This window comes from Pseudomonas sp. LBUM1657 (assembly GCF_059716075.1).
The window spans coordinates 5,809,699-5,833,678 of the sequence record NZ_CP166799.1; the positions used below are offsets into that span (position 1 = coordinate 5,809,699).

Genomic DNA, 23,980 nt, shown 5'->3' on the forward strand with positions numbered 1-23,980 from the left:
AGGCACTGTCTGCTCATCCACCGAGCGCGATGATCGCGGTGATTAGAACAGCGCCGGTGACGGCCAATGCAATTGCGCCTTGCCACGGTTTTGCGCCTGCGTATCGCGCAAGCACCCAACCGGCGAGGAACAGCACTCCAAGTCCGACCAGGTTAGATACGCGTACGGCAAGAGCCGTCTGGTCGAGTAACAGAAACGGTACTACGAGTGGGAATGTCGAAAACACCACCAACAGGAAAACGCCGATTGCGCCCTTGAAATCATCCCAGCCGAGGCGCGGCTGCATCGGCATGGATGCGTACTCGACTACGCGGCGGCGCAGCGATTCCAGCTCATCTGAACCGACCACTGCCGCGAGACGCGGGGGTAACGCATCAGCAATGAGCGCTTGCCCGGTGGCGGCATCGGCCGCACCGCACAGGTTTGTGCGTAACGTACGGTTGCGTGTGCGCTCGATCAGGGTTCGCAGTAAATACATCACCGCATCCGCGAGTCCCCAGGCGAGGTTGCAACCCAGCGCGGCGATCATCATTGTACGTTCCGCCTCTTGGCCAGCCGTCGCCACGCTGATTGTTCCAGTGAAGGTCATTGCCATGAGCAGTCCGAATATGACCTCCGTGACACGCTCGACCGGACCAAGCACACGTGCCCGCTTTTGCTCTCCAGTGCTTTGCATGCGGTCATCCTCGCGACGGTTCCATCAGCGTGATGCCCTTTGCGTAAGGGTTCACAGGCCAAAGCACCGGTCTTTTCGCCAGAGCGTTCTCAACTCAATTCAGTGTAGGTTGAAAAGATTTTTTCGCTCCTGTGGTCACATTGATCAATCAAGGCGACTCTTTGCTCTGGTCTTTCAACGTCTGCGCAGCCTCGGCTTTCGCCGCATTGGCTTGCATGATCAATTGGTAGGCAATGTAGTATTTGTAGATATTACTGACGTAGGTAACCGTCTCCGCTCCGATCTTCTCGGCGGCAACGTACTCAACATTGTGAAACCAGACGTTCGGGTCCAGCCCACGGAGGGTGGCTTCTTTGCGAAGTTTGGAAATCCTGCCCGCCCCTGCATTGTAAGAAGCGAAGGCGAACAACGCCTTGTCCAGGTTGGTCATGGGCTCCTTGCCATAATACTGGTCAATCATCCAACGCATGTACTTGATCCCGGCGTTAATGTTTGGCTCGACTTCAGCAATGTTGCCGACGCCGAGTTCCTTGCCGGTGGCGGGCATGACCTGCATGACACCGATGGCCCCCACCTTGCTCTTGGCTGCCTGATTCAGTTGAGATTCCTGGTATCCCTGGGCGGCCATCAGCAACCAGTCCACATCATATTTGTTCCCGTACTGCTGAAAGTACTGAACCAATGCGATAAATTTCTTGCGTTCGGACTCGGAGACAGAGGCCTTTACATATTTTTCGCTTCTAAAAAAACGCGTCAGGATCATGTTTCCGATGGCGGTCCCCTGACCGTGACGAGTAATGAAATCATTGGTGAAGGCCTGCAACTGCGGACTGCCCTTGCGAATCGCCCAGGCTATCTCCCCTCCGGTGCGTAACGTGACGTCGTCATGCACCGTGATAGCCGGGAAGACCTTCTTCCAGAAGTCCGCTTTATGCTTGTCCACGACGATGAGAGGAATCATCCCGGCGTTCAGCATCTCGATCAGGTCCTCGTCTTCCAGGGCCTCTGGTGCTTCCTTGAGGATGACCGCCGGTTTGTTCTCGCTGGCGAAACGCTGGTTGAGGGCCATCAGGCTCTCGTAGTAACTGGAGGATTTGCGAACGAAGACCACCTGCCCCGCCAACTGGTCCACGTTGGACACCGCGGGCGAGTCGGGACCGGAGACCACCACCTCGCTGACGTTGCGATAGACAGGTGAAGTAAAATCAACCAGTTGCCTGCGTTCCTCGGTCATGGTTAGGTTAGACGCCGCAATATCACCTTTGCCAGCAGCCAGCGCCGGCAGCAACTCATCCCGAGCGACGGGAATCAACATCACCCGTACTTTCAGAGCTTTGTGCTTCAGCTTTTTATCCTTGCTGAGCTTCTTGTTCAGATCCTCCTCGAATACGCGAAAAAAGTCGTAAGTCGTACCGCGCTGGACACCTCTATCGACGAAATAAAAAGTCTTGCTGTAAACCGTCAGGACCCGGATGACCTGTCGATCGATCATCCCGTCGAGATCGCCGGTCCACGGCTTCATTGCGCTATCGGTCGAGAGGGTCAATTGCTCACGCTGCGGTGACTCGGGGGGTGCCATTACCTCGGTTACGGCATAGAGCGGGCCGGTGAAAAGAGCGAATGCGAGCGCCGCAACGGCGTTGAAGATTAGCGCTGAGCGTGCAAAGGAATGAACCGTAAGGTGTGTGGCCCAATCGCGGATTCCCACCATGGTCAGTGCTCCACACGCTGTTATCGTCTGACTTGTTCCAGCGGCTCCATCCTTGACTTCAGCCGTGCCAGGATGGCCAAGACCCTACATCCACAAGCACACAGAAAAGCTTAGTTCATACTTGCCTGTCACGACGCAATGCATCGGACCAGCTTCAAACATTTCGCGCTTCAAATGTGAGATCGCAATACTTTGTTTGGATGCATCTGAAACGTCTACTTTTTGCTATTTTCTATCCGTTATGACTGGCTGCTTTGGGTCGACTTCTGCCAGTCAGGGCCACTCAGTGTGCTGGTCAAATCCGATGCGAACGACTGGTCAAGTCGAATGCAAATGAGTGGGCAAGTGCAATGCAAATGGGTGGTCAGGTGGAGTGCAATTACCCACTCAGCCATTTGGTCGCTCGGATCTTGTTCGCAGAAAGCTAAGGGATATGACACTGATCCCGCTAATCTGGCAAAACGTGGCCCCGACTACGTTCGACCGGACGAGGGTATCTCCTTGTCAAATGGTCTTAAAATTGAATCTGTCTCGCGCTCAGAAGGCAACTTCACGCCATCGGGTGCAGGCCGATCAATATGGCTGACTTGAAGATTATTCAACCTAAGGTTGAACGCGATTCTTTGCCAGCGCGCCTTCCACGCTGTTTCCCTCGCTGCGTACGTCTCGATCTCAGCCTTGAGGCGTGCGTTCTCGTTGAGCAACAACGCATTATCACCGAGCGCCTCTTGCTTTGCTTTGCCAGCCCCACCGGTCCGTAACGCTGCCTTAGCAACGCCAAAGGCTGCCTTGATCTCAGGGCGTGCATTGAGAGCCTGACGTGTAAATCCCGACATTTCCTCAACAGCGGCCCAAGACAGTTCCCCGTTTTTTTCCCCCAATGCCCAGAGGTCTAGGTCTCTGACAATTCGACGTATATCAGTGTCCGTCATACGTCGAGAACGACTTTCACTATTCTTGTTCACTGGTCAATGCCTCCAGTTTCAAAAGGTGCGGATCCACACCATAATCAAGAAGCTGCCTTTCCATCACGCCAAGCTTCTTAGTCGCGTGCGCTAGCCACTGTTCGCTTTCCCCCTTACGTTTTGATGAGTATTTCGAAGCAGCAGCCGCAACCTGCACCACTTGAGTTTTAAACAGCCGAATGGTTTCAGCCCTACCGTCTTCACTGGCCTTTACCCAAGAAAACTCGTTGCACTCCGCTTGGCATTCGAGTCCTTTCGGACAAGGGCTCTGCGCGAAGGAATGCGTACAAAATCCTGGCCCCAGATCATGGATAGCCCTAACCTTAGCTATCAGGAATGCGTCTTTCTGCGCGACCGGGAGTTGGTGGTAAGTATCTGCAATTGGGCCTCCGACCTCACCAAGTTTGATCATCTCACGATACATAAGCGCCTTCTTCGCTGGGCTGGAATGCTGATATGCCTTGGTATCTCGTGGATTGGTACGGTTAAACCAACGAGTTTGCATAAGCTCAGATAGCCCACCTTCATCCAACAAAGTGTTTAGCGTGTGCCTAAATTGATGACTGGTAAACTTAAGCCGCAAATCAGACGCAACAAATTTCTCCACCAGAGTATGGATGTCCACCTTTATAAATCTTTGCAACATTGCATGACTTATGGGTTGCGCAATGGAGCGAGAATACATACCTGATGACAACCCCATAAAACGCAGAAGCAAAAGATTCTCAGGAAAGTAAGTAATACCCTCCGAATCCTTGATCAGCCACTCGATCTGTCTAGAATTGTAAAGAGACTGGCAATACGCAACGATCCCCGAGCGAGTGACATAGTGAGACGGATTCGCTGGCCTTATACCCTGTAGAGTGAGTTTATTGAAATCAGGAAATGCCAGTCCATTCTTCCTTGCCCATCCATTTACCCCAACTAAATTAGGAATTCCAAGCTCGCTTAATTCAAGACTGTAAAATCTGTAATCCTCAGAAACTTTAGGAATAAAGCGCACATCCGGACCTTCACATCTCCGCATTTCTTTGGCCGTTTCCCTGGCACTGTGACTTAAATCTGAAAACTCCTGGACACATTGTTCAATAACTTCTTCTGCTTTGGTAGGAATAAACACACGTCTTTTAACACTTGGATCATCCCCGCTTTTAGCTTTACCGGGAAACGTGTAAATGTAGCGCTCGCCATTGGTCACCGACCCAACCAATTGAAATGGCATCATTGCAAGCTCACTAAAACGGCGCCCCATGAAAGCCAAAAATGTGAGCATCACAACATAAATACGAAGATTATGATCTTTGGGCACATCGAGAAACAAAACACCTAGGGCTTGGAGAACCTCTGGGCTAACCATTTTTTCAGCCTTGGTGGTCTCATTTTGCGCATCGTCCAGCCGCGTCTGTTCCCGTGAGTTGACAGCACTTGGTCGACTGAACGCGTGATAGCGATATCGAAGGCTCACGTTGCACAAAAAATTCGCATCGCAATAATCAGTAAATTCGTGCAATGCCTTGTAAAGGTTATAAGCCGTAGTTTCAGAATAGTGTGAAGCAATCAGGGCACAAGCCCTATCTAACACCTCACGCTTAAGCTCCCAAACCTCAGTAGACCCAGCGATATGGGCAACATAGCCGAGCGCAGTTACAAAGTTACGCTGACTAGACATTGAAGAAGATTTTCTGTGAAACCGCAGGCACATGAGCGACTTAGCCGCCTCAGCCCACGACCCTTCGAGCGCGGCGCCTCCCAATTTCGGCGCGGTCATAAAGTTAATGGAAGCGTCACCCTTCCTTTTCCCTGGGCTGGCTGAAAGCTTACCGTCCGATATAACCCATGTGACAGCCTCCCACTCAATCGTCTCGAAGCCAAGCATTGAGAGACGTTTTGCACGCGCCACTAGCATGGCTAAATTTTGCTTTCTATCAGTCTCCAACGAAGAGACGAATGGCGTAACTTTAGAAATTCGCTTCATGCTTTTACGGTTTCCGACTCACACAGCAATACGACCTGTTTAACCGCGTACAAAATTTCGTCTAACTGGACTGCAATCCGCGAATTACCTGCCTCCAAGACTCGCGTCCTTCTCTGGAACAAAAACTCGTAGACGGCTTGGTGATCAGCCTCCGCGTAAGCTTGGAATTTCGGGCACTTGTAGCAAGAATAAGGTGGATACAGACCACACAAACTGTCTTTGCCGCAGACACCAATGTCCTCATTGACGTCCATGCACGGGATCAGCTTACTGGGATCATCTACGTTTTTGACTACATCCCCAGGGTGGACAACTTTCCCTTGAAAATACTTTAAAAATTCCGCATAAAAACCGACAAGAGCTTTATCCAAATGCTCAACAATTCCCTCGGCAAGTTCGAAGTAAACCTCAACATGCTGAAGATCCGAATGGTCCAAAAGCTCGGCAAGTTCTCTCCTGCTTACTCCATCCAAGACGAGGTTAGTGGCGAGTGTGTATCGCAACCTTCTGGCACTTATAATCAGTAACCGCCGAGTCAAAGGAGACATAATTTGGTGGCGGCGGACAAAAGACCTAAGGAGATCGGTAACACTATATGTAGCATAATGAAACAACTGATCAAGGCGCCCCGCATTGAGTGCAGATGTGTTTTGCGAGGGATTTATGAACATTGGACGAGGTAGAGATACCTTCTTACCGTCGACTTGCGCCGAGCAGTCTATCGACTGGCCCGCTGCAATGAGTTCAAGAATGTATTCAGCATACTGTGTAGGAATCGGCACAACTTTCATATCTGCGCGAGGATTTTTTAGCCTTTTCTTGATCCTAGGATAATTTATAACCCACGTTGGAATCTCGGATTCAGGTGTGAGATTCACTAGGTCCTCCTCCAACAAAAGAGAAAGATTGCCTGGATTTCGCCCATGAGCGATGAAAAGTGCAAGCGCTGCCCGCTCTTGCAACTGCTTCAGAGAGCGATCAGTGGGTCGTTCCATCGCATTGATCAACTGTTGCAACTCCAAGCCCCTGTTCAGAGGGCCTTTATCAACATGCTCGTTTCTTACAGCCTCGCCTTTGGGGTTCCCTGGTAGGATTATGCTATCAAGCTCTAGAGCATACGCCTCACAGAAGCCTAGCTCGGCATAGTTTTCAGAGCACCAGATGTACCAGCGGATAGGACGGTACATGCGCCAAAGCTGCTGCTCAGAGCGGGCAGTCTTGAGGGCGTTTTGAAATACACTGATTAGCGAATTTTTAAAATCCCCGTTGGAAATGCTAACTGCTTCAGGACGGCTCAAAACTACCTGCCAAACGTCTTGAAACATAACCATTCCCGCATGTGTAGAAACGGTTCTCACGCGATCTACGCAGTATAGTTGCAACGCCAATTTTGCGTGAAAGCTTACGATCTTGGAGAAATGCCCTGTACTACCGGAAGATAAAGTATACGGAAAATACCAATCTGGGCCGACTGTGGAAAGGACGTAACCTTCAGCTGTAGTTACTTCAGCGGGAATCGACTCCCACTGATGGACCTCAAAAAGTTCTTGAACAGCAAGGGCGGCACTCATATCAAAATTCCGGTATCAGGTCAGCGTGATATTGTTTTAACACTTCATTAGCAGATTCGACTATTCCCGCACGGATATAAGTATCCTGCGACTCAAGCCGGCTATCACCGCGTATCCCGGCCAACGTTTGACGACGGTGCTCCTCATCAAAGCCCGCCTCCCGGAGCCGCCTTTCAAGAGACATCGAGAATGTGTGACGTAGCATTTTTGACGTTAGGTTTGGCGGCAGACTGTCGCAGAATGCAATACGAAGCTGTCGAAAATATTGGCCCAGAGTATTCAAATGTAACGGCTCACCCTCATCGCTCACAATCAAATATTCATGGTCATCGACATCTCCGTTATCCATCATCGCTTCACGGTGTATTTCAATATATTCAGATAGCTCACGCGCAAACACGTCATTATCTAAGGGCAACTGTCTAGCGAGACGCTTAACTCTGGGTGGAGGCCGCCTATGATCGTCTGGATCGACAGGGCGACGTACAACTCGCAATTCAGAAATGCTACCGAAGACAATATCCTGAACCCTCAAACTGAGAAGCTCGCCCATCCTCAGACCATACATGAGCATAATCATCGCGCAGATATAGTTTCTGAATTTTACTGACTCATTAACTCCGATAGCTGCGGGATACTTGTAATGTATCGCCCTATTGAAAAATTCAAGTCCTTTACGTGTAAAAGACTTTCTTAATGATGAAACTGGGGAAGCGTATGCGATAAAAGCCTTGTCTATGATACGTTCAACATGCTGTTGATGCATTGTCATACGAGTGTACATTGGGTCTCGACTACTCAAGCGCCCCAACTCGACCCCAAACGCCCAAACCAAAAAATTTCTCACCGTAAGAAGGCGCTGGTTAAACGTTTCTTCACCCACTGGAGTCTTTTCGGTTCCTGACCCAATGCGTGTCAGGTTTTGTGCTACAGGAGCTTTGCCCGGAACTGCCTTCTTGACTGAGTGACGCAGCCTTTCTATCAGGCCGCCATTCAGCTCGGCCTCGGTGAAAATCCGGTCCGACCGAAGGCGAGACTCCAAATCTATTCCGGAGTCATCCAGCCATTCCATCAATAGGAGCAACTCCCTCCCATTACGAGTAAGGGTATTTCCACTTAGGTCCCTTCGCGAAAGAATCCACTCATTCGGAGCCGGGACTGGGAACCCCTGACCGTCCAGAATAATTGGAATTCGCTCCCCCGTAGGGTGTTGGATTACCTCAAGCTTCATGCTCCACCTTTACACTGCACCTTATGAGAACCTTTTACTTTACATTTTCCTCTTATGTCTACTTTTTTGATGTCTTTTTTGATGTAAAGAAAAAGCCCCGCTCTCTTTACAGAGGCGGGGCCGTCTTATTCATTATAAAGTCTTTAATTTACGGGGCTTTGTAGCATTTATCCCTGCTAAAGATCTTTACATTCCGACCTTATGAGGTTCAGAACGGAATATCGTCATCAAAGCTGTCGAAATCCGGAGCCGGTTGCGGAGCGGCCTGCTGTGGAGCCGGAGCCTGACGCGACTGTTGCGGTGCTGCCGACTGCTGCGGACGCGGAGCCTGTTGGCGTGGGGCTGGGGCGGACTGCTGGTAGTTATTGCCCCCGCCTTGTTGGTCGCCCTGCTGTGGACGGCCGCCCAACAGTTGCATGGTGCCTTGCATGTCGACCACGATTTCAGTGGTGTAACGCTTGATACCGTCTTTTTCCCACTCGCGGGTCTGCAGCTTGCCTTCGATGTAGACCTGCGAACCTTTACGCAGGTATTCGCCGGCAATTTCGGCAACCTTGCCGAACATCGAAACACGGTGCCATTCGGTCTTCTCGACCTTCTGACCGGTTTGCTTGTCGGTCCACTGTTCGCTGGTCGCCAGACTCAGGTTGGTCACGGCGTTACCGTTAGGCAGATAGCGAACTTCGGGATCCTGGCCGCAAGTGCCGACCAATATGACTTTGTTAACCCCACGGGCCATAACGTTCTCCTAGGCTACGCACGCTGCCCCGGCCGGGTTGTTCACCAGGCGTTCAAGGGTGGTGCGATCCAATAGTTCTGTGTCCAATTTGATGTAAATCGCCGCTTCATCTTCGACGATCACTGCATCTGTTACCCCTACGACGGCCTTCAGGCGCTCGACCAGACCCGCTTCGCGGATCGCCTCGGGCGACAACGGCAAGCGCAGGCTCGTCACGTAGGGAGGTTCGCGCATGGTAACAGCAAAGGCCAGCCAGAGGGCAGCCAGACCGGCGCATCCAAGGAACACAACCGACAAACCGCCATGCTGAAACAGCCAGCCGCCGAGGATGCCGCCCAGTGCCGAACCGAGGAACTGGCTGGTGGAATAAACCCCCATCGCCGTGCCTTTGCCGCCTGCCGGTGAAACCTTGCTGATCAGCGACGGCAACGAGGCTTCCAGCAGATTGAACGCGGTAAAGAACACCACCGTCCCGATCACCAGAGCCCGCAAGCTGTCGCCGAACTGCCAGAAGAATAGCTCAGTGAGCATCAGCGTCACGACGGCGCCGAGTAAAACTCGTTTCATTTTGCGTTTCTTCTCGCCGTAGATAATGAACGGGATCATGGCGAAGAAGGAAATCAGCAGCGCGGTCAGGTAGACCCACCAGTGCTGCTCTTTGGGCAGCCCGGCTTTCTCGACCAAGGCCAGGGGCAATGCAACGAAGCTCGACATCAACATCGCGTGCAGCACAAAAATACCGAGGTCCAGGCGCAACAGGTCCGGATGCTTGAGCGTCGGCACTAACGCCTGGCGCGCAACGCCGGATTCACGGTGCTGCAACGGCCCGGTGGAGCGCGGCACCATGAACATCACGATCACGATGCCCACCAGCGCCATCGCGCCGGTGGCGAGGAACAATCCGGACAGACCGAAAGCTCGGGTCAGCAACGGTCCTACAACCATTGCGACAGCGAATGACAGACCGATCGTCATGCCGATCATGGCCATGGCTTTGGTCCGATGCTGTTCCCGGGTCAGGTCTGACAACAACGCCATCACCGCCGCGGAAATAGCCCCGGCGCCTTGCAGGATGCGTCCAGCGATGACGCCCCAGATCGAATCGGCATTGGCCGCCAGTACGCTGCCCAGGGCGAACACGATTAACCCCAGGTAAATCACCGGCCGACGACCGATGCGGTCGGAAACGAAGCCGAAAGGAATCTGAAAAAGTGCCTGGGTCAGGCCGTAAGCGCCAATCGCCAGCCCGATGAGAGCTGGGGTCGCTCCTGCCAGATCCATTCCATAGGTCGCCAGCACCGGCAACACCATGAACATGCCAAGCATACGGAAGGCGAACACCAGGGCCAGACCGCTTGCTGCGCGGGTCTCACTGCCACTCATGCGTTCGCTGTGGGGATCGTGCATGGAAAAACCTCATGTGAACCGGCGGCGATTCTACCAGTCCCATCGATTGACGGGGTATATCGCGACGCTTTGCCGCGCATAGATGACGCAGTCTTCATGTAAGGCTGCGCAGCCCTGATTTGATAGTGTGCATCCATCCAGTATTTGGCCGTATACTCCTACGTTTTCGACGCCCGCCGAGCGAGGCCACTTTGGACAAGATCCTGATTCGTGGGGCCCGAACCCACAACCTGAAGAACATCGACCTGACCCTGCCAAGGGACAAACTGATCGTTATCACCGGCCTGTCCGGATCCGGCAAATCATCCCTGGCATTCGACACGCTGTACGCCGAAGGCCAGCGCCGCTACGTTGAATCGCTGTCGGCCTACGCCCGCCAGTTCCTGTCGATGATGGAAAAGCCTGACGTCGACACCATCGAAGGCCTGTCGCCAGCGATCTCGATCGAACAGAAGTCGACTTCGCACAACCCGCGCTCGACGGTCGGCACCATCACCGAAATCTACGACTACCTGCGCCTGCTTTATGCCCGCGTCGGTATTCCCCGCTGCCCGGACCACGACATTCCGCTGGAAGCCCAGACTGTCAGCCAGATGGTCGACCTGGTCCTCGCGCAACCGGAGGGCAGCAAACTGATGCTGCTGGCCCCGGTGATCCGCGAGCGTAAAGGCGAACACCTTTCGGTCTTCGAAGAGCTGCGCGCCCAAGGCTTTGTGCGGGCACGGGTCAACGGCAGACTCTGCGAGCTGGACGAGTTGCCGAAGCTGGATAAACAGAAGAAGCACTCGATCGATGTGGTGGTGGACCGCTTCAAGGTCCGCGCCGATCTGCAACAGCGCCTGGCCGAGTCATTCGAGACCGCTCTGAAGCTCGCGGACGGCATCGCACTGGTCGCGCCGATGGACGACGAGCCTGGTGAAGAAATCATCTTCTCCGCGCGCTTCGCCTGCCCGATTTGCGGCCACGCCATCAGTGAACTCGAACCCAAACTGTTTTCTTTCAACAACCCGGCCGGCGCCTGCCCGACCTGCGATGGCTTGGGCGTGAAGCAGTTTTTCGACATCAAGCGGCTGGTCAATGGTGAGCTGACCCTGGCCGAAGGCGCGATTCGTGGCTGGGACCGGCGCAACGTCTATTACTTCCAGATGCTTGGCTCATTGGCCTCCCACTACAAGTTCAGTCTGGAAGTGCCGTTCAATGAACTGCCGGCCGATCAGCAGAAGTTCATCTTGCACGGCAGCGGTTCGCAGAACGTCGATTTCAAATACCTGAACGACCGTGGCGACATCGTTAAACGCTCGCACCCGTTCGAAGGCATCGTGCCGAACCTGGAACGTCGCTACCGCGAAACCGAGTCCGCCTCGGTGCGTGAAGAGCTGGCCAAGTTCCTCAGCACCCAGCATTGCCCGGATTGTCGTGGCACGCGCCTGCGTCGAGAGGCGCGGCATGTATGGGTTGGCGAGAAGACGCTGCCGGCGGTGACCAATCTTCCGATTGGTGACGCCTGCGAGTATTTCGGCCTACTGAAACTCACTGGCCGCCGCGGCGAAATTGCCGACAAGATTCTCAAGGAAATTCGCGAGCGACTGCAGTTTCTGGTCAACGTTGGCCTGGACTATTTGTCACTGGATCGCAGTGCCGACACGTTGTCCGGTGGTGAAGCGCAGCGTATCCGTCTGGCCAGCCAGATCGGCGCAGGCCTGGTTGGCGTTCTGTACATTCTCGACGAACCGTCAATTGGTTTGCACCAGCGGGACAACGATCGGCTGCTCGGCACCCTCAAGCACCTGCGTGACATCGGCAACACGGTGATCGTGGTCGAGCACGATGAAGATGCGATTCGCCTGGCTGACTACGTGGTGGATATCGGTCCGGGCGCAGGTGTACACGGCGGACACATTGTCGCCGAAGGTACGCCGGCCGAAGTCATGGCTCATCCAGATTCGCTGACCGGCAAGTATCTGTCGGGCCGTGTGAAGATTGCAGTGCCGGCCAAACGCACACCGCGAAACAAGAAGTTGTCGCTATCCCTCAAGGGTGCCCGTGGCAACAACTTGCGCGATGTCGATCTGGACATTCCGATTGGTCTGCTGACTTGCGTCACCGGCGTGTCCGGCTCGGGCAAGTCGACGCTGATCAACAACACCCTGTTCCCGCTTAGCGCTACGGCACTGAACGGTGCGACGACGCTCGAAGCGGCCGTTCACGACAGCATCAAAGGTCTGGAGCATCTGGATAAGGTTGTCGACATCGACCAGAGCCCGATCGGTCGAACGCCACGCTCCAACCCGGCGACCTACACCGGGTTGTTCACACCGATTCGCGAACTGTTCGCCGGTGTGCCGGAGTCTCGCTCCCGCGGTTATGGTCCTGGACGCTTCTCCTTCAACGTGAAGGGCGGACGTTGCGAAGCATGTCAGGGCGATGGCCTGATCAAGGTGGAAATGCACTTCCTGCCGGACATCTATGTCCCATGCGACGTCTGCAAGAGCAAGCGCTACAACCGCGAAACCCTGGAGATCAAGTACAAGGGCAAGAGCATCCACGAAACCCTCGAGATGACGATCGAGGAAGCGCGGGTGTTCTTCGACGCAGTTCCGGCTCTGGCGCGCAAGCTTCAGACTCTGATGGATGTCGGCCTGTCGTACATCAAGCTCGGGCAATCAGCGACCACGCTGTCGGGTGGTGAAGCCCAGCGGGTGAAGCTGTCCCGCGAATTGTCCAAGCGCGATACCGGCAAGACGCTGTACATCCTCGATGAGCCGACGACCGGCCTGCACTTCGCGGATATTCAGCAATTGCTCGACGTGCTGCATCGCCTGCGCGACCACGGCAACACTGTAGTGGTGATCGAGCACAATCTGGATGTGATCAAGACGGCCGACTGGCTGGTGGACTTGGGGCCGGAAGGCGGCTCCAAGGGCGGCCAGATCATTGCCGTCGGTACGCCGGAAGAAGTGTCCGAGATGAAGCAATCTCACACTGGCTTCTACCTCAAGCCGCTGCTGGCTCGCGACAAGGCCTGAATGAGGCCCACGAAAAAGCCCCTGTCACTTCATCGGTGACAGGGGCTTTTTTGTATCGGTGCAATCAGGCGTGGGATTGCAGGTAGTTCTCGAGACCGATCAACTTGATCAGACCCATCTGCTTTTCAAGCCAGTAGGTGTGGTCTTCTTCGGTGTCATGCAATTGAACCCGCAGCATCTCGCGGCTGACATAGTCCTTGTGCTGCTCGCAGAGCTTGATGCCCTTGCAAAGCGCGGCGCGGACTTTGTATTCCAGTCGCAGGTCAGCGGCGAGCATGTCCGGCACGGTAGTGCCGACATCAAGGTCGTCCGGACGCATGCGCGGCGTGCCTTCGAGCATCAGAATCCGACGCATCAGGGCATCAGCGTGCCCGGCCTCTTCTTCCATCTCGTGGTTGATACGTTCGTAGAGCTTGGTGAAACCCCAGTCCTCATACATCCGCGAATGGACGAAATATTGATCACGCGCCGCCAGTTCGCCGGTCAGCAACGTGTTGAGGTAATCGATTACGTCTGGGTGGCCTTGCATCGCCCTACATCTCCCTGCTTGAAAGTCTGTAGTTTGAACCAAGCAGACTGTTTGGTCACTCTGCCTGCGCGATAAAAGCGAAGATATTCTGAGAAAAGTGGTTTAAATAACGCAAAAACCGCCCTAATGAGGGCGGTTCTGCTTCTCGTTTAGACTTCGTTAAGCTGTACGCCCAACGCCGTTGCGATTGCTTCTCCGTACGCCGGGTCGGCCCTGAAGAAGTGTTGTAGTTGACGGTCAACCACATCACCGGAGACCCCGGCCATCGCACCGGCAATGTTGTTGATCAATAGGGTTTTCTGCTCATCATTCATCAGACGGAACAGCGCACCCGCGTGGCTGTAGTAGTCAGTATCTTCGCGATGATCGTAACGATCAGCTGCACCACTCAGCGCCAGCGCCGGCTCTGCATAGCGAGGCGCTTGTTTCGGCGATTCGATGTAGCTGTTCGGCTCGTAGTTAGGTGTAGCACCGCCATTGCTTCCAAACGCCATCGAACCGTCGCGCTGATAGCTGTTCACCGGGCTGCGAGGTGCGTTCACCGGCAATTGCTGGTGGTTGGTGCCAATACGGTAGCGGTGAGCATCGGCGTAAGCGAACACGCGCCCCTGCAACATGCGGTCAGGCGACAAACCGACGCCTGGGACCATGTTGCTTGGACCGAACGCCGCTTGCTCGACTTCAGCAAAGTAATTCTGCGGGTTGCGATTAAGCTCCAACTCGCCCACTTCGATCAGCGGAAACTCTTTCTGCGACCAGGTTTTGGTCACGTCAAACGGGTTCTCATAGTGCGCTGCGGCCTGAGCCTCGGTCATGATCTGGATGCACACGCGCCATTTCGGAAAATCACCACGCTCGATCGCGCCGAACAGATCACGCTGTGCGTAATCCGGATCTGTACCAGCCAGGCGTGCTGCTTCTGCCGGCGCCAGGTTTTTGATCCCTTGCTTGGTCTTGTAGTGCCACTTCACCCAGTGACGCTCGCCATTGGCGTTAATCAGGCTGTAGGTGTGACTGCCGAAGCCGTGCATGTGACGGTAGCCATCGGGGATGCCGCGGTCCGAGAACAGAATAGTGACCTGATGCAACGCCTCAGGTGAGTGCGACCAGAAGTCCCACATCATTTGTGCGCTTTTCAGATTGCTTTGCGGCAGACGTTTCTGGGTATGAATAAAGTCCGGGAATTTCAAAGGATCGCGGATGAAGAACACTGGCGTGTTATTGCCAACGATGTCCCAATTGCCTTCCTCGGTATAGAACTTCAGGGCGAAGCCCCGTGGATCGCGCTCGGTATCAGCCGAACCCCGTTCACCACCTACCGTGGAAAACCGCAGGAAGGTCGGGGTTTGCTTGCCAACGGACTCGAACAGCTTGGCACTGGTGTACTCAGTGATATCACGGGTAACGGTGAACGTACCGTAGGCACCCGAGCCTTTGGCGTGCACGCGACGCTCAGGAATGTTTTCGCGATTGAAGTGGGCAAGCTTCTCGATCAGGTGAAAATCGTCGAGCAGCAGCGGACCACGAGGGCCGGCGGAGCGGGAATTCTGGTTGTCGGCGACAGGAGCGCCACTGGCGGTCGTAAGCGTTTTATTTTGGCTCATGCGATCTTTTTCCTCTGTCAGTTTTGGAACTGCCGGCTAATCGGCTTGGGACGGAGTATTGACCATTGATCAGGAAGGCTACAAATTCATTAATTTGTGGAGATCAATAGAAAAATACTACCAACAATCCCGTTCTCATCATGACGGCATGAACCGCAGGGAAGCTTGTATAAACAGTGCGTTTTTTTACAGGCACAAAAAACCGGGCACTAGGCCCGGTTCTTCGTTTCAGACTGACGTCTTACTCAGCGGATACAGCTTCACCACCGGCAGGACGATCAACCAACTCGACGTACGCCATAGGCGCGTTGTCGCCAGTGCGGAAACCGCACTTGAGGATGCGCAGGTAGCCACCCTCACGGGTAGCGTAACGCTTGCCCAGGTCGTTGAAGAGCTTACCAACGATAGCTTTCGAACGAGTACGGTCGAAAGCCAGACGGCGGTTAGCCAGGCTGTCTGTCTTGGCCAAAGTGATCAGCGGCTCAGCAACGCGACGCAGTTCTTTAGCTTTCGGCAGTGTAGTTTTGATCAGCTCGTGCTCGAACAGCGACACTGCCATGTTTTGAAACATGGCCTTGCGGTGCGAGCTAGTGCGGCTCAGGTGACGACCACTTTTACGATGACGCATGGTTCATTCCTTACCAAACACAACGTTCGGTGATTACGACGATCAGGCAGTCGCCTTGTCGTCCTTCTTAAGACTTGCAGGCGGCCAGTTGTCGAGGCGCATGCCGAGGGACAGACCGCGGGAGGCCAGAACGTCCTTGATTTCAGTCAAGGATTTCTTGCCAAGGTTCGGAGTCTTCAACAGCTCTACTTCGGTACGCTGAATCAGGTCACCGATGTAGTAGATGTTTTCCGCCTTAAGGCAGTTAGCCGAACGTACAGTCAGTTCCAGATCGTCAACCGGGCGAAGCAGGATCGGATCGATCTCGTCTTCCTGCTCGACAACCACTGGCTCACTGTCACCTTTGAGGTCGACGAACGCAGCCAACTGCTGTTGCAGAATGGTTGCAGCGCGGCGAATAGCCTCTTCAGGATCCAGAGTACCGTTGGTTTCCAGATCAATAACCAGCTTGTCCAGGTTAGTACGCTGTTCGACACGGGCGTTTTCCACCACGTATGCGATACGGCGAACCGGGCTGAACGAAGAGTCAAGCTGCAAGCGACCGATGCTGCGGCTTTCGTCTTCATCGCTCTGACGCGAGTCTGCCGGTTCATAACCACGACCACGAGCTACGGTGAGCTTCATGTTCAGGGCGCCGTTAGACGCCAGGTTAGCGATTACGTGATCGGGGTTAACGATCTCGACATCATGATCCAGCTGAATATCGGCAGCGGTAACCACCCCCGAACCCTTCTTCGACAAGGTCAGCGTAACTTCGTCACGGCCGTGCAGCTTGATAGCCAGACCTTTAAGGTTCAACAGGATTTCAATTACGTCTTCCTGTACACCTTCGATGGCGCTGTACTCATGGAGCACACCGTCAATCTCGGCCTCGACTACTGCGCAGCCGGGCATTGAGGACAACAGGATGCGGCGCAGCGCGTTGCCCAGGGTGTGGCCAAAACCACGCTCGAGAGGCTCGAGAGTGATCTTGGCGCGGGTTGGACTGACAACCTGCACATCAATATGGCGGGGTGTCAGGAACTCATTTACCGAAATCTGCATGGATGCACCTATTTTCTAGCCCTTACTTGGAGTAGAGCTCGACAATCAGGCTTTCGTTGATGTCGGCGGACAGATCACTGCGAGCTGGAACGTTCTTGAAAACGCCCGACTTCTTCTCAGTGTCTACTTCTACCCATTCTACGCGGCCACGTTGGGCACACAGATCGAGAGCTTGGACAATGCGAAGTTGGTTCTTTGCTTTCTCGCGAATCGCAACCACGTCACCAGCACGAACCTGGTACGACGGCACGTTTACGGTCTGACCGTTAACGCTTACGGATTTGTGCGATACCAGCTGACGGGATTCGGCACGAGTAGAGCCAAAACCCATACGGTATACAACGTTGTCCAGACGGCATTCGAGCAGTTGCAACAGGTTTTCGCCAGTTGCACCTTTCTTGCCAGCAGCTTCTTTGTAGTAGCCGCTGAACTGACGCTCGAGAACGCCGTAGATACGACGGACCTTCTGCTTTTCACGCAGTTGGGTGCCGTAATCGGACTGGCGACCGCGGCGTTGGCCGTGGATACCAGGTGCTGCTTCAATGTTGCACTTCGATTCGATCGCGCGCACGCCGCTCTTCAAGAAGAGATCGGTGCCTTCGCGACGAGCGAGTTTGCATTTTGGACCAATGTAACGAGCCATTCTTTACAATCTCCTGGATTACACGCGGCGCTTCTTCGGCGGACGGCACCCGTTGTGCGGGATTGGCGTCACGTCGGTGATGCTGGCGATCTTGTAGCCACAGCCGTTCAAAGCGCGGACTGCAGATTCACGACCTGGGCCTGGACCTTTGACGTTGACGTCGAGGTTTTTCAGGCCGTATTCCAGCGCAGCTTGACCAGCACGTTCAGCAGCTACTTGAGCAGCAAACGGGGTGGACTTGCGGGAACCGCGGAAACCCGAACCACCGGAGGTAGCCCAGGAAAGAGCGTTACCTTGACGGTCGGTGATGGTCACGATTGTGTTGTTAAAAGACGCGTGGATGTGGGCGATGCCATCAACCACTGTCTTTTTGACTTTTTTACGAGGACGAGCAGCAGGTTTAGCCATGATTAATTTCCTGTCGATTCGCTGGGGCGATTACTTGCGGATCGGCTTACGCGGACCTTTACGGGTACGCGCGTTAGTCTTGGTACGCTGACCGCGCACTGGAAGACCACGACGATGACGCAGACCGCGATAGCAACCGAGGTCCATCAAACGCTTGATTTTCATGTTGATTTCGCGACGCAGGTCACCTTCAGTGGTGAACTTCGCCACTTCGCCACGCAGCTGTTCAATCTGCTCGTCGCTCAGATCTTTGATCTTTGCGGCTGGGTTTACCCCAGTCACTGCACAGATCTTCTGTGCAGTAGTGCGACCAACACCATAGATGTAGGTCAGCGAGATAACAGTATGCTTGTTATCTGGAATGTTAACGCCTGCAATACGGGCCATTCAGTGGGACTCCAATTGACAGCTACCTACGCCCCGGAAGCCAAGAAATAGGGCGCGAGATAATATCGCTGTAATAACAAATAATCAACCCGGTAGCGCACTAGCTACCGGGCTTGAAGCACAATCACACTCAGCCTTGGCGCTGTTTGTGACGCGGTTCCGCGCTGCAAATTACTCGAACAACACCTTCGCGGCGAATAATCTTGCAGTTACGGCACAGCTTTTTCACCGATGCACGAACTTTCATCACCAACTCCTCGAACCTTATGGGTACTCAGCGCAACATGCCGCTGCCGTAACCCTTCAGGTTGGCTTTCTTCATCAGGGATTCGTACTGGTGCGAAACGAGGTGCGATTGTACTTGGGACATGAAGTCCATCACAACCACGACGACGATCAGCAACGAGGTCCCGCCAAGGTAGAACGGAACGTTTGCTGCAACCACCAGGAACTGGGGCAGCAGGCACACGGCCGTCATATATAGAGCACCGAACAGGGTCAAACGAGTCAGAACGCCATCAATGTAGCGCGCAGACTGCTCACCTGGACGGATGCCCGGAATAAAGGCACCGGACTTCTTCAGGTTTTCCGCTACGTCTTTCGGATTGAACATCAACGCCGTATAGAAGAAGCAGAAGAAAATAATCCCTGCACTAAACAGCAGAATATTCAACGGCTGACCAGGAGCGATCGACTGCGAGATGTCCTGCAGCCAGCCCATACCTTCAGACTGACCAAACCAGGTACCCAACGAAGCCGGGAACAGCAAAATGCTGCTCGCGAAAATGGCCGGAATAACACCGGCCATGTTCACCTTCAGCGGCAAGTGGCTAGTCTGCGCAGCGAAGACCTTGCGGCCCTGCTGACGCTTGGCGTAATGAACAGCAATACGACGCTGACCACGCTCAATGAACACCACAAAACCGATAATCGCTACTGCCAGCAAACCGATGGCAACCAGGGCGAAGATGTTGATATCCCCCTGACGCGCAGACTCGAAAGACTGCCCGATCGCTCTCGGAAGACCGGCGACGATACCTGCGAAAATCAACATCGAGATACCGTTGCCAACACCACGCTCAGTAATCTGCTCACCCAGCCACATCATGAACATCGCACCAGCCACAAAAGTGGATACCGCGACGAAATGGAAGCCAAAGTCACCAGTGAACGCAACGCCCTGCCCTGCCAGACCAATGGACATGCCAATTGCCTGAACGAGAGCGAGGACGACGGTGCCGTAGCGGGTGTACTGAGCGATCTTGCGACGCCCAGCTTCACCTTCCTTCTTCAACTGCTCCAGCTGCGGGCTGACGGCGGTCATCAGCTGCATGATGATCGATGCCGAAATGTACGGCATGATCCCCAGTGCAAAGATGCTCATCCGTTCCAGCGCGCCGCCGGAAAACATGTTGAACAAGCTAAGAATGGTCCCCTCATTCTGTCGAAACAGGTCCGCGAGTCGGTCCGGGTTGATACCTGGAACCGGGATGTGTGCGCCTATTCGGTAGACGATAATCGCCAGGAACAGAAAACGCAGACGAGCCCAGAGTTCAGACATACCGCCTTTGCCGAGCGCAGAGAGAGCACCTTGCTTAGCCATTTATTCCTCGAACTTGCCGCCAGCTGCTTCGATAGCCGCACGCGCACCTTTGGTGGCGCCGATTCCCTTTCCGATGGTGACAGCGCGAGTAACTTCGCCGGACAGCATGATTTTCACACGCTGAACGTTGACGTTGATCACGTTGGCATCTTTCAGGGACTGCACGGTGACGATGTCGCCTTCCACTTTAGCCAGTTCGGACAAACGCACTTCTGCGCGATCCATGGCTTTCAGGGAAACGAAACCGAATTTCGGCAGGCGACGATGCAGCGGCTGTTGACCGCCTTCAAAGCCTGGAGCAATGGTGCCACCGGAGCGGGAGGACTGACCTTTGTGGCCACGGCCACCGGTCTTGCCCAAACCACTACCGATACCACGGCCCGGACGATGCTTTTCGCGACGGGAACCCGGCGCTGGACTCAGATCATTGAGTTTCATCGATTAACCCTCGACACGCAGCATGTAGTAAGCCTTGTTGATCATCCCGCGATTCTCGGGAGTATCAAGTACTTCTACAGTGTGACCGATGCGACGCAGACCCAGACCCTTAACGCACAATTTGTGGTTAGGGATGCGGCCGGTCATGCTTTTGATCAGCGTAACTTTTACGGTAGCCATGATCAGAAGATCTCCTTGACGCTTTTGCCACGCTTGGCGGCAATGGATTCAGGAGACTGCATAGCTTTCAAACCTTTGAAAGTGGCGTGAACCACGTTTACCGGGTTAGTCGAGCCGTAGCACTTGGCCAGAACGTTCTGAACGCCAGCAACTTCGAGGACAGCACGCATAGCGCCGCCAGCGATGATACCGGTACCTTCAGAAGCAGGCTGCATGTACACCTTCGAAGCACCGTGACCGGACTTCATTGCGTACTGCAGAGTAGTGCCGTTCAGATCAACTTGGATCATGTTGCGGCGAGCAGCTTCCATTGCCTTCTGGATCGCAGCAGGCACTTCACGCGACTTGCCACGGCCGAAGCCAACACGCCCTTTACCATCACCAACCACGGTCAACGCGGTGAAAGTGAAGATACGGCCGCCTTTAACGGTTTTGGCTACACGGTTAACTTGAACCAGCTTCTCGATGTAGCCTTCGTCGCGCTTTTGGTCGTTATTTGACATAACTTAGAACTCCAGCCCAGCTTCACGAGCAGCATCAGCCAGCGCCTTGACGCGGCCGTGGTACTTGAAGCCAGAGCGGTCGAAAGCCACCTGCGAGACGCCAGCGGCTTTAGCACGCGTAGCGACCAGCTGGCCAACCTTAGTGGCCGCGTCGATGTTGCCAGTGGCGCCATCACGCAGTTCTTTATCCAAAGTCGAGGCAGATGCCAGGACTTTGTTGCCGTCGGCCGAAATGACCTGGGCGTAGATGTGCTGCGACGAGCGGAACACGCAGAGACGCACGACTTCGAGTTCGTGCATTTTCAGGCGTGCTTTGCGAGCGCGACGCAGTCGAGTAACTTTTTTGTCGGTCATTTGCTATGCCCTACTTCTTCTTGGCTTCTTTACGACGGACGACTTCGTCCGCGTAGCGCACACCTTTGCCTTTGTACGGCTCTGGTGGACGGAAGTCGCGGATCTCGGCGGCCACTTGACCTACCAGCTGCTTATCGATACCCCGAATCAGGATGTCGGTTTGGCTAGGAGTCTCAGCGGTGATGCCTTCCGGCAGTTCATAATCCACTGGGTGCGAGAAGCCAAGAGCCAGGTTCAGCACTGTGCCTTTTGCTTGCGCTTTGTAACCAACACCGACCAGCTGGAGCTTGCGCTCGAAGCCTTGGCTTACGCCTTGGACCATGTTGTTTACCAACGCACGAGTGGTACCAGCCATTGCGCGAGTTTGTTGATCGCCATTGCGAGCAGCGAAACGCAGCTCACCAGCTTCTTCAACAATCTCAACGGACGAATGGATGTTCAGTTCGAGAGTGCCCTTGGCACCCTTCACCGAAAGCTGTTGGCCTGCGAATTTTACTTCGACACCGGCTGGCAGCTTAACGGGGTTCTTAGCGACGCGTGACATGCTTATCCCCCCTTAGAACACAGTGCAAAGAACTTCGCCGCCGACACCGGCAGCGCGCGCAGCACGATCCGTCATCACACCTTTGTTGGTGGAGACGATAGACACACCGAGACCGCCACGAACTTTTGGCAGATCATCGACGGACTTGTACTGACGCAGGCCTGGACGGCTAACGCGCTTCACTTCCTCGATGACCGGACGGCCTTCGAAGTACTTCAGCTCGATGGACAGCAGTGGTTTGATTTCGCTGCTGATCTGATAACCCGCAATGTAGCCTTCGTCTTTCAGGACTTTGGCAACAGCTACCTTCAACGTGGAAGATGGCATGCTTACGACGGACTTTTCAGCCATCTGGGCATTACGGATACGAGTTAGCATGTCCGCTAACGGGTCCTGCATACTCATGGGCTAGACGCTCCTAATACAAAAAAATTAGCCTTGCGGCTACATATGTCACCGAGAATCTCCGGGCATAAAACACACGGGCTCAGGCGAGCCGCGTATTTTAGACATACTCCGGAAATGAAACAAGCCCCAATAGGGGCTTGTTCCAGATTCAAGGCCACCGGCGGTCAGTATCTTGCGATTCTGACCGCCGAGACTTCGAAAGTACTTACCAGCTAGCTTTAACCAGACCTGGTACGTCACCACGCATTGCAGCTTCACGCAGTTTGTTACGGCCAAGGCCGAACTTGCGGTAAACGCCGTGTGGACGACCGGTCAGGCGGCAGCGGTTACGCATGCGCGAGGCGCTTGCGTCACGTGGCTGCTTCTGCAGAGCTACTGTAGCTTCCCAACGTGCTTCTGGACTTGCGTTCAGATCAACGATGATAGCTTTCAGTGCTGCACGCTTTTTGGCGTACTTGGCAACCGTGAGCTGACGCTTCAGCTCGCGGTTTTTCATGCTCATCTTGGCCATTTTCCTACTCCAATCAGTTGCGGAACGGGAATTTGAAAGCACGCAACAGGGCGCGACCTTCATCATCGTTCTTGGCAGTGGTGGTCAGGGTAATGTCCAGACCGCGGAGAGCATCGATCTTGTCGTAGTCGATTTCCGGGAAGATGATCTGCTCTTTAACGCCCATGCTGTAGTTACCACGACCATCGAAGGACTTGGCATTCAGGCCGCGGAAGTCGCGAACCCGAGGCAGGGAGATCGACAGCAGACGATCCAGGAACTCGTACATACGCTCACGGCGCAGGGTCACTTTGACGCCGATCGGCCAACCTTCACGGACTTTAAAGCCAGCGATGGATTTCCGAGCGTAGGTCACAACGACTTTCTGGCCGGTGATCTTTTCCAGGTCGGCAACAGCGTGCTCGATGACTTTTTTGTCACCGACCGCTTCGCCCAGACCCATGTTCAGGGTGATTTTTGTAACGCGTGGAACTTCCATCACGTTCGAAAGCTTAAGTTCTTCCTTAAGCTTCGGTGCGATTTCCTTCCAGTAAATCTCTTTTAGTCGTGCCATGGTCTTCTACCTAGCAGTGTTCAAGCATCAACCGCTTTTTGGGTCGACTTGAAGACACGAATTTTCTTGCCGTCTTCTACTTTGAAACCAACGCGATCAGCCTTGTTGGTTTCGCCGTTGAAAATGGCAACGTTGGAAGCGTGCAGTGGCGCTTCTTTCTCGACGATACCGCCTTGTACGCCCGACGCGGGGTTAGGCTTGGTATGACGCTTAACCAGGTTCAGACCACCAACGACCAGACGGTCGTCAGCGAGAACCTTAAGCACCTTACCGCGCTTACCTTTGTCTTTGCCGGCGATCACGATGATCTCGTCGTCACGACGAATCTTTTGCATGTCGGAT

Annotated in this window: 27 protein-coding genes; 1 reads left to right on the plus strand and 26 read right to left on the minus strand. The window is 54.2% G+C overall.

The genetic code is table 11. The features are described from left to right. Nucleotides 1–13: 13 nt before the first annotated feature. From ACA055_RS26850 to ACA055_RS26885, 8 genes are all read right to left on the minus strand, one after another. Complete coding sequence (locus ACA055_RS26850; protein WP_497681338.1) at nucleotides 14–676, minus strand: hypothetical protein; 663 nt, start codon at nucleotides 674–676, stop codon at nucleotides 14–16. 148 nt (nucleotides 677–824) lie between these two features. After that, nucleotides 825–2,387 (minus strand): MltF family protein, encoded by a 1,563-nt coding sequence (locus ACA055_RS26855; RefSeq protein ID WP_497681339.1) that lies wholly within the window; start codon nucleotides 2,385–2,387, stop codon nucleotides 825–827. A 473-nt stretch (nucleotides 2,388–2,860) separates the two neighbouring features. Next, nucleotides 2,861–3,352: a protein kinase gene (locus ACA055_RS26860; protein ID WP_497681340.1), complete on the minus strand. Its 492-nt coding sequence runs from the start codon at nucleotides 3,350–3,352 to the stop codon at nucleotides 2,861–2,863. After that, entirely contained in the window at nucleotides 3,339–5,327 is a 1,989-nt protein-coding gene (locus ACA055_RS26865) for an integrase (protein WP_497681341.1), read from the minus strand. Before ACA055_RS26865 ends, ACA055_RS26860 begins: the two co-directional genes overlap by 14 nt. Continuing rightward, a complete protein-coding gene (locus tag ACA055_RS26870) occupies nucleotides 5,324–6,898 on the minus strand; it encodes a site-specific integrase (protein WP_497681342.1) in 1,575 nt (524 codons plus the stop codon). Before ACA055_RS26870 ends, ACA055_RS26865 begins: the two co-directional genes overlap by 4 nt. 1 nt (nucleotide 6,899) lies before the next feature. After that, on the minus strand, nucleotides 6,900–7,970 hold the full coding sequence (locus tag ACA055_RS26875) for a site-specific integrase (protein ID WP_497681343.1): 1,071 nt from the start codon (nucleotides 7,968–7,970) through the stop codon (nucleotides 6,900–6,902). A 367-nt stretch (nucleotides 7,971–8,337) separates the two neighbouring features. Beyond that, a complete protein-coding gene (locus tag ACA055_RS26880) occupies nucleotides 8,338–8,868 on the minus strand; it encodes a single-stranded DNA-binding protein (protein ID WP_008145505.1) in 531 nt (176 codons plus the stop codon). A gap of 9 nt (nucleotides 8,869–8,877) precedes the next feature. Beyond that, nucleotides 8,878–10,275, minus strand: a complete 1,398-nt coding sequence (locus tag ACA055_RS26885; RefSeq protein ID WP_497681344.1) for an MFS transporter — start codon at nucleotides 10,273–10,275, stop codon at nucleotides 8,878–8,880. Between the two features lie 191 nt (nucleotides 10,276–10,466). Between ACA055_RS26885 and uvrA the strand changes: the two genes are divergently transcribed. Beyond that, nucleotides 10,467–13,301, plus strand: a complete 2,835-nt coding sequence (gene uvrA, locus ACA055_RS26890) for an excinuclease ABC subunit UvrA (protein WP_497681345.1) — start codon at nucleotides 10,467–10,469, stop codon at nucleotides 13,299–13,301. Nucleotides 13,302–13,365: 64 nt separating this feature from the next. Here uvrA and bfr read toward each other — a convergent pair whose 3' ends face one another. From bfr to rplX, 18 genes are all read right to left on the minus strand, one after another. Continuing rightward, entirely contained in the window at nucleotides 13,366–13,830 is a 465-nt protein-coding gene (gene bfr / locus ACA055_RS26895) for a bacterioferritin (RefSeq protein WP_007943775.1), read from the minus strand. A gap of 149 nt (nucleotides 13,831–13,979) precedes the next feature. Further along, entirely contained in the window at nucleotides 13,980–15,434 is a 1,455-nt protein-coding gene (locus ACA055_RS26900) for a catalase (RefSeq protein WP_497459678.1), read from the minus strand. 241 nt (nucleotides 15,435–15,675) lie between these two features. Further along, entirely contained in the window at nucleotides 15,676–16,062 is a 387-nt protein-coding gene (rplQ, locus tag ACA055_RS26905; protein ID WP_008145500.1) for a 50S ribosomal protein L17, read from the minus strand. A 42-nt stretch (nucleotides 16,063–16,104) separates the two neighbouring features. Next, nucleotides 16,105–17,106, minus strand: coding sequence for a DNA-directed RNA polymerase subunit alpha (locus ACA055_RS26910; protein WP_003186012.1), 1,002 nt, complete (start codon nucleotides 17,104–17,106; stop codon nucleotides 16,105–16,107). A 22-nt stretch (nucleotides 17,107–17,128) separates the two neighbouring features. After that, nucleotides 17,129–17,749: a 30S ribosomal protein S4 gene (gene rpsD / locus ACA055_RS26915; protein WP_003210056.1), complete on the minus strand. Its 621-nt coding sequence runs from the start codon at nucleotides 17,747–17,749 to the stop codon at nucleotides 17,129–17,131. Nucleotides 17,750–17,767: 18 nt separating this feature from the next. Further along, nucleotides 17,768–18,157, minus strand: coding sequence for a 30S ribosomal protein S11 (gene rpsK / locus ACA055_RS26920; RefSeq protein ID WP_002555466.1), 390 nt, complete (start codon nucleotides 18,155–18,157; stop codon nucleotides 17,768–17,770). Nucleotides 18,158–18,187: 30 nt separating this feature from the next. Further along, complete coding sequence (gene rpsM / locus ACA055_RS26925) at nucleotides 18,188–18,544, minus strand: 30S ribosomal protein S13 (protein WP_003186020.1); 357 nt, start codon at nucleotides 18,542–18,544, stop codon at nucleotides 18,188–18,190. A gap of 130 nt (nucleotides 18,545–18,674) precedes the next feature. Continuing rightward, the gene (rpmJ, locus tag ACA055_RS26930) at nucleotides 18,675–18,791 is read right to left on the minus strand and encodes a 50S ribosomal protein L36 (protein WP_002555468.1); all 117 of its coding nucleotides are present in this window, start codon (nucleotides 18,789–18,791) and stop codon (nucleotides 18,675–18,677) included. Between the two features lie 27 nt (nucleotides 18,792–18,818). Further along, nucleotides 18,819–20,147: a preprotein translocase subunit SecY gene (secY, locus tag ACA055_RS26935; RefSeq protein WP_007896784.1), complete on the minus strand. Its 1,329-nt coding sequence runs from the start codon at nucleotides 20,145–20,147 to the stop codon at nucleotides 18,819–18,821. Then, entirely contained in the window at nucleotides 20,148–20,585 is a 438-nt protein-coding gene (gene rplO, locus ACA055_RS26940; RefSeq protein ID WP_007896782.1) for a 50S ribosomal protein L15, read from the minus strand. Between the two features lie 3 nt (nucleotides 20,586–20,588). Next, nucleotides 20,589–20,765, minus strand: a complete 177-nt coding sequence (gene rpmD / locus ACA055_RS26945) for a 50S ribosomal protein L30 (protein ID WP_003186033.1) — start codon at nucleotides 20,763–20,765, stop codon at nucleotides 20,589–20,591. Between the two features lie 2 nt (nucleotides 20,766–20,767). Beyond that, nucleotides 20,768–21,268 (minus strand): 30S ribosomal protein S5, encoded by a 501-nt coding sequence (rpsE, locus tag ACA055_RS26950; RefSeq protein WP_007943782.1) that lies wholly within the window; start codon nucleotides 21,266–21,268, stop codon nucleotides 20,768–20,770. A 3-nt stretch (nucleotides 21,269–21,271) separates the two neighbouring features. Then, nucleotides 21,272–21,622 (minus strand): 50S ribosomal protein L18, encoded by a 351-nt coding sequence (rplR, locus tag ACA055_RS26955; protein ID WP_003186037.1) that lies wholly within the window; start codon nucleotides 21,620–21,622, stop codon nucleotides 21,272–21,274. A gap of 10 nt (nucleotides 21,623–21,632) precedes the next feature. Beyond that, on the minus strand, nucleotides 21,633–22,166 hold the full coding sequence (gene rplF / locus ACA055_RS26960; protein WP_007896774.1) for a 50S ribosomal protein L6: 534 nt from the start codon (nucleotides 22,164–22,166) through the stop codon (nucleotides 21,633–21,635). 12 nt (nucleotides 22,167–22,178) lie between these two features. Then, the gene (gene rpsH / locus ACA055_RS26965) at nucleotides 22,179–22,571 is read right to left on the minus strand and encodes a 30S ribosomal protein S8 (RefSeq protein WP_003186040.1); all 393 of its coding nucleotides are present in this window, start codon (nucleotides 22,569–22,571) and stop codon (nucleotides 22,179–22,181) included. Nucleotides 22,572–22,779: 208 nt separating this feature from the next. Beyond that, nucleotides 22,780–23,085, minus strand: a complete 306-nt coding sequence (gene rpsN, locus ACA055_RS26970) for a 30S ribosomal protein S14 (protein WP_003176414.1) — start codon at nucleotides 23,083–23,085, stop codon at nucleotides 22,780–22,782. Nucleotides 23,086–23,098: 13 nt separating this feature from the next. Further along, complete coding sequence (gene rplE, locus ACA055_RS26975; RefSeq protein WP_003176415.1) at nucleotides 23,099–23,638, minus strand: 50S ribosomal protein L5; 540 nt, start codon at nucleotides 23,636–23,638, stop codon at nucleotides 23,099–23,101. A gap of 20 nt (nucleotides 23,639–23,658) precedes the next feature. Beyond that, nucleotides 23,659–23,973, minus strand: coding sequence for a 50S ribosomal protein L24 (gene rplX, locus ACA055_RS26980; protein WP_033059465.1), 315 nt, complete (start codon nucleotides 23,971–23,973; stop codon nucleotides 23,659–23,661). Nucleotides 23,974–23,980 lie beyond the last annotated feature (7 nt).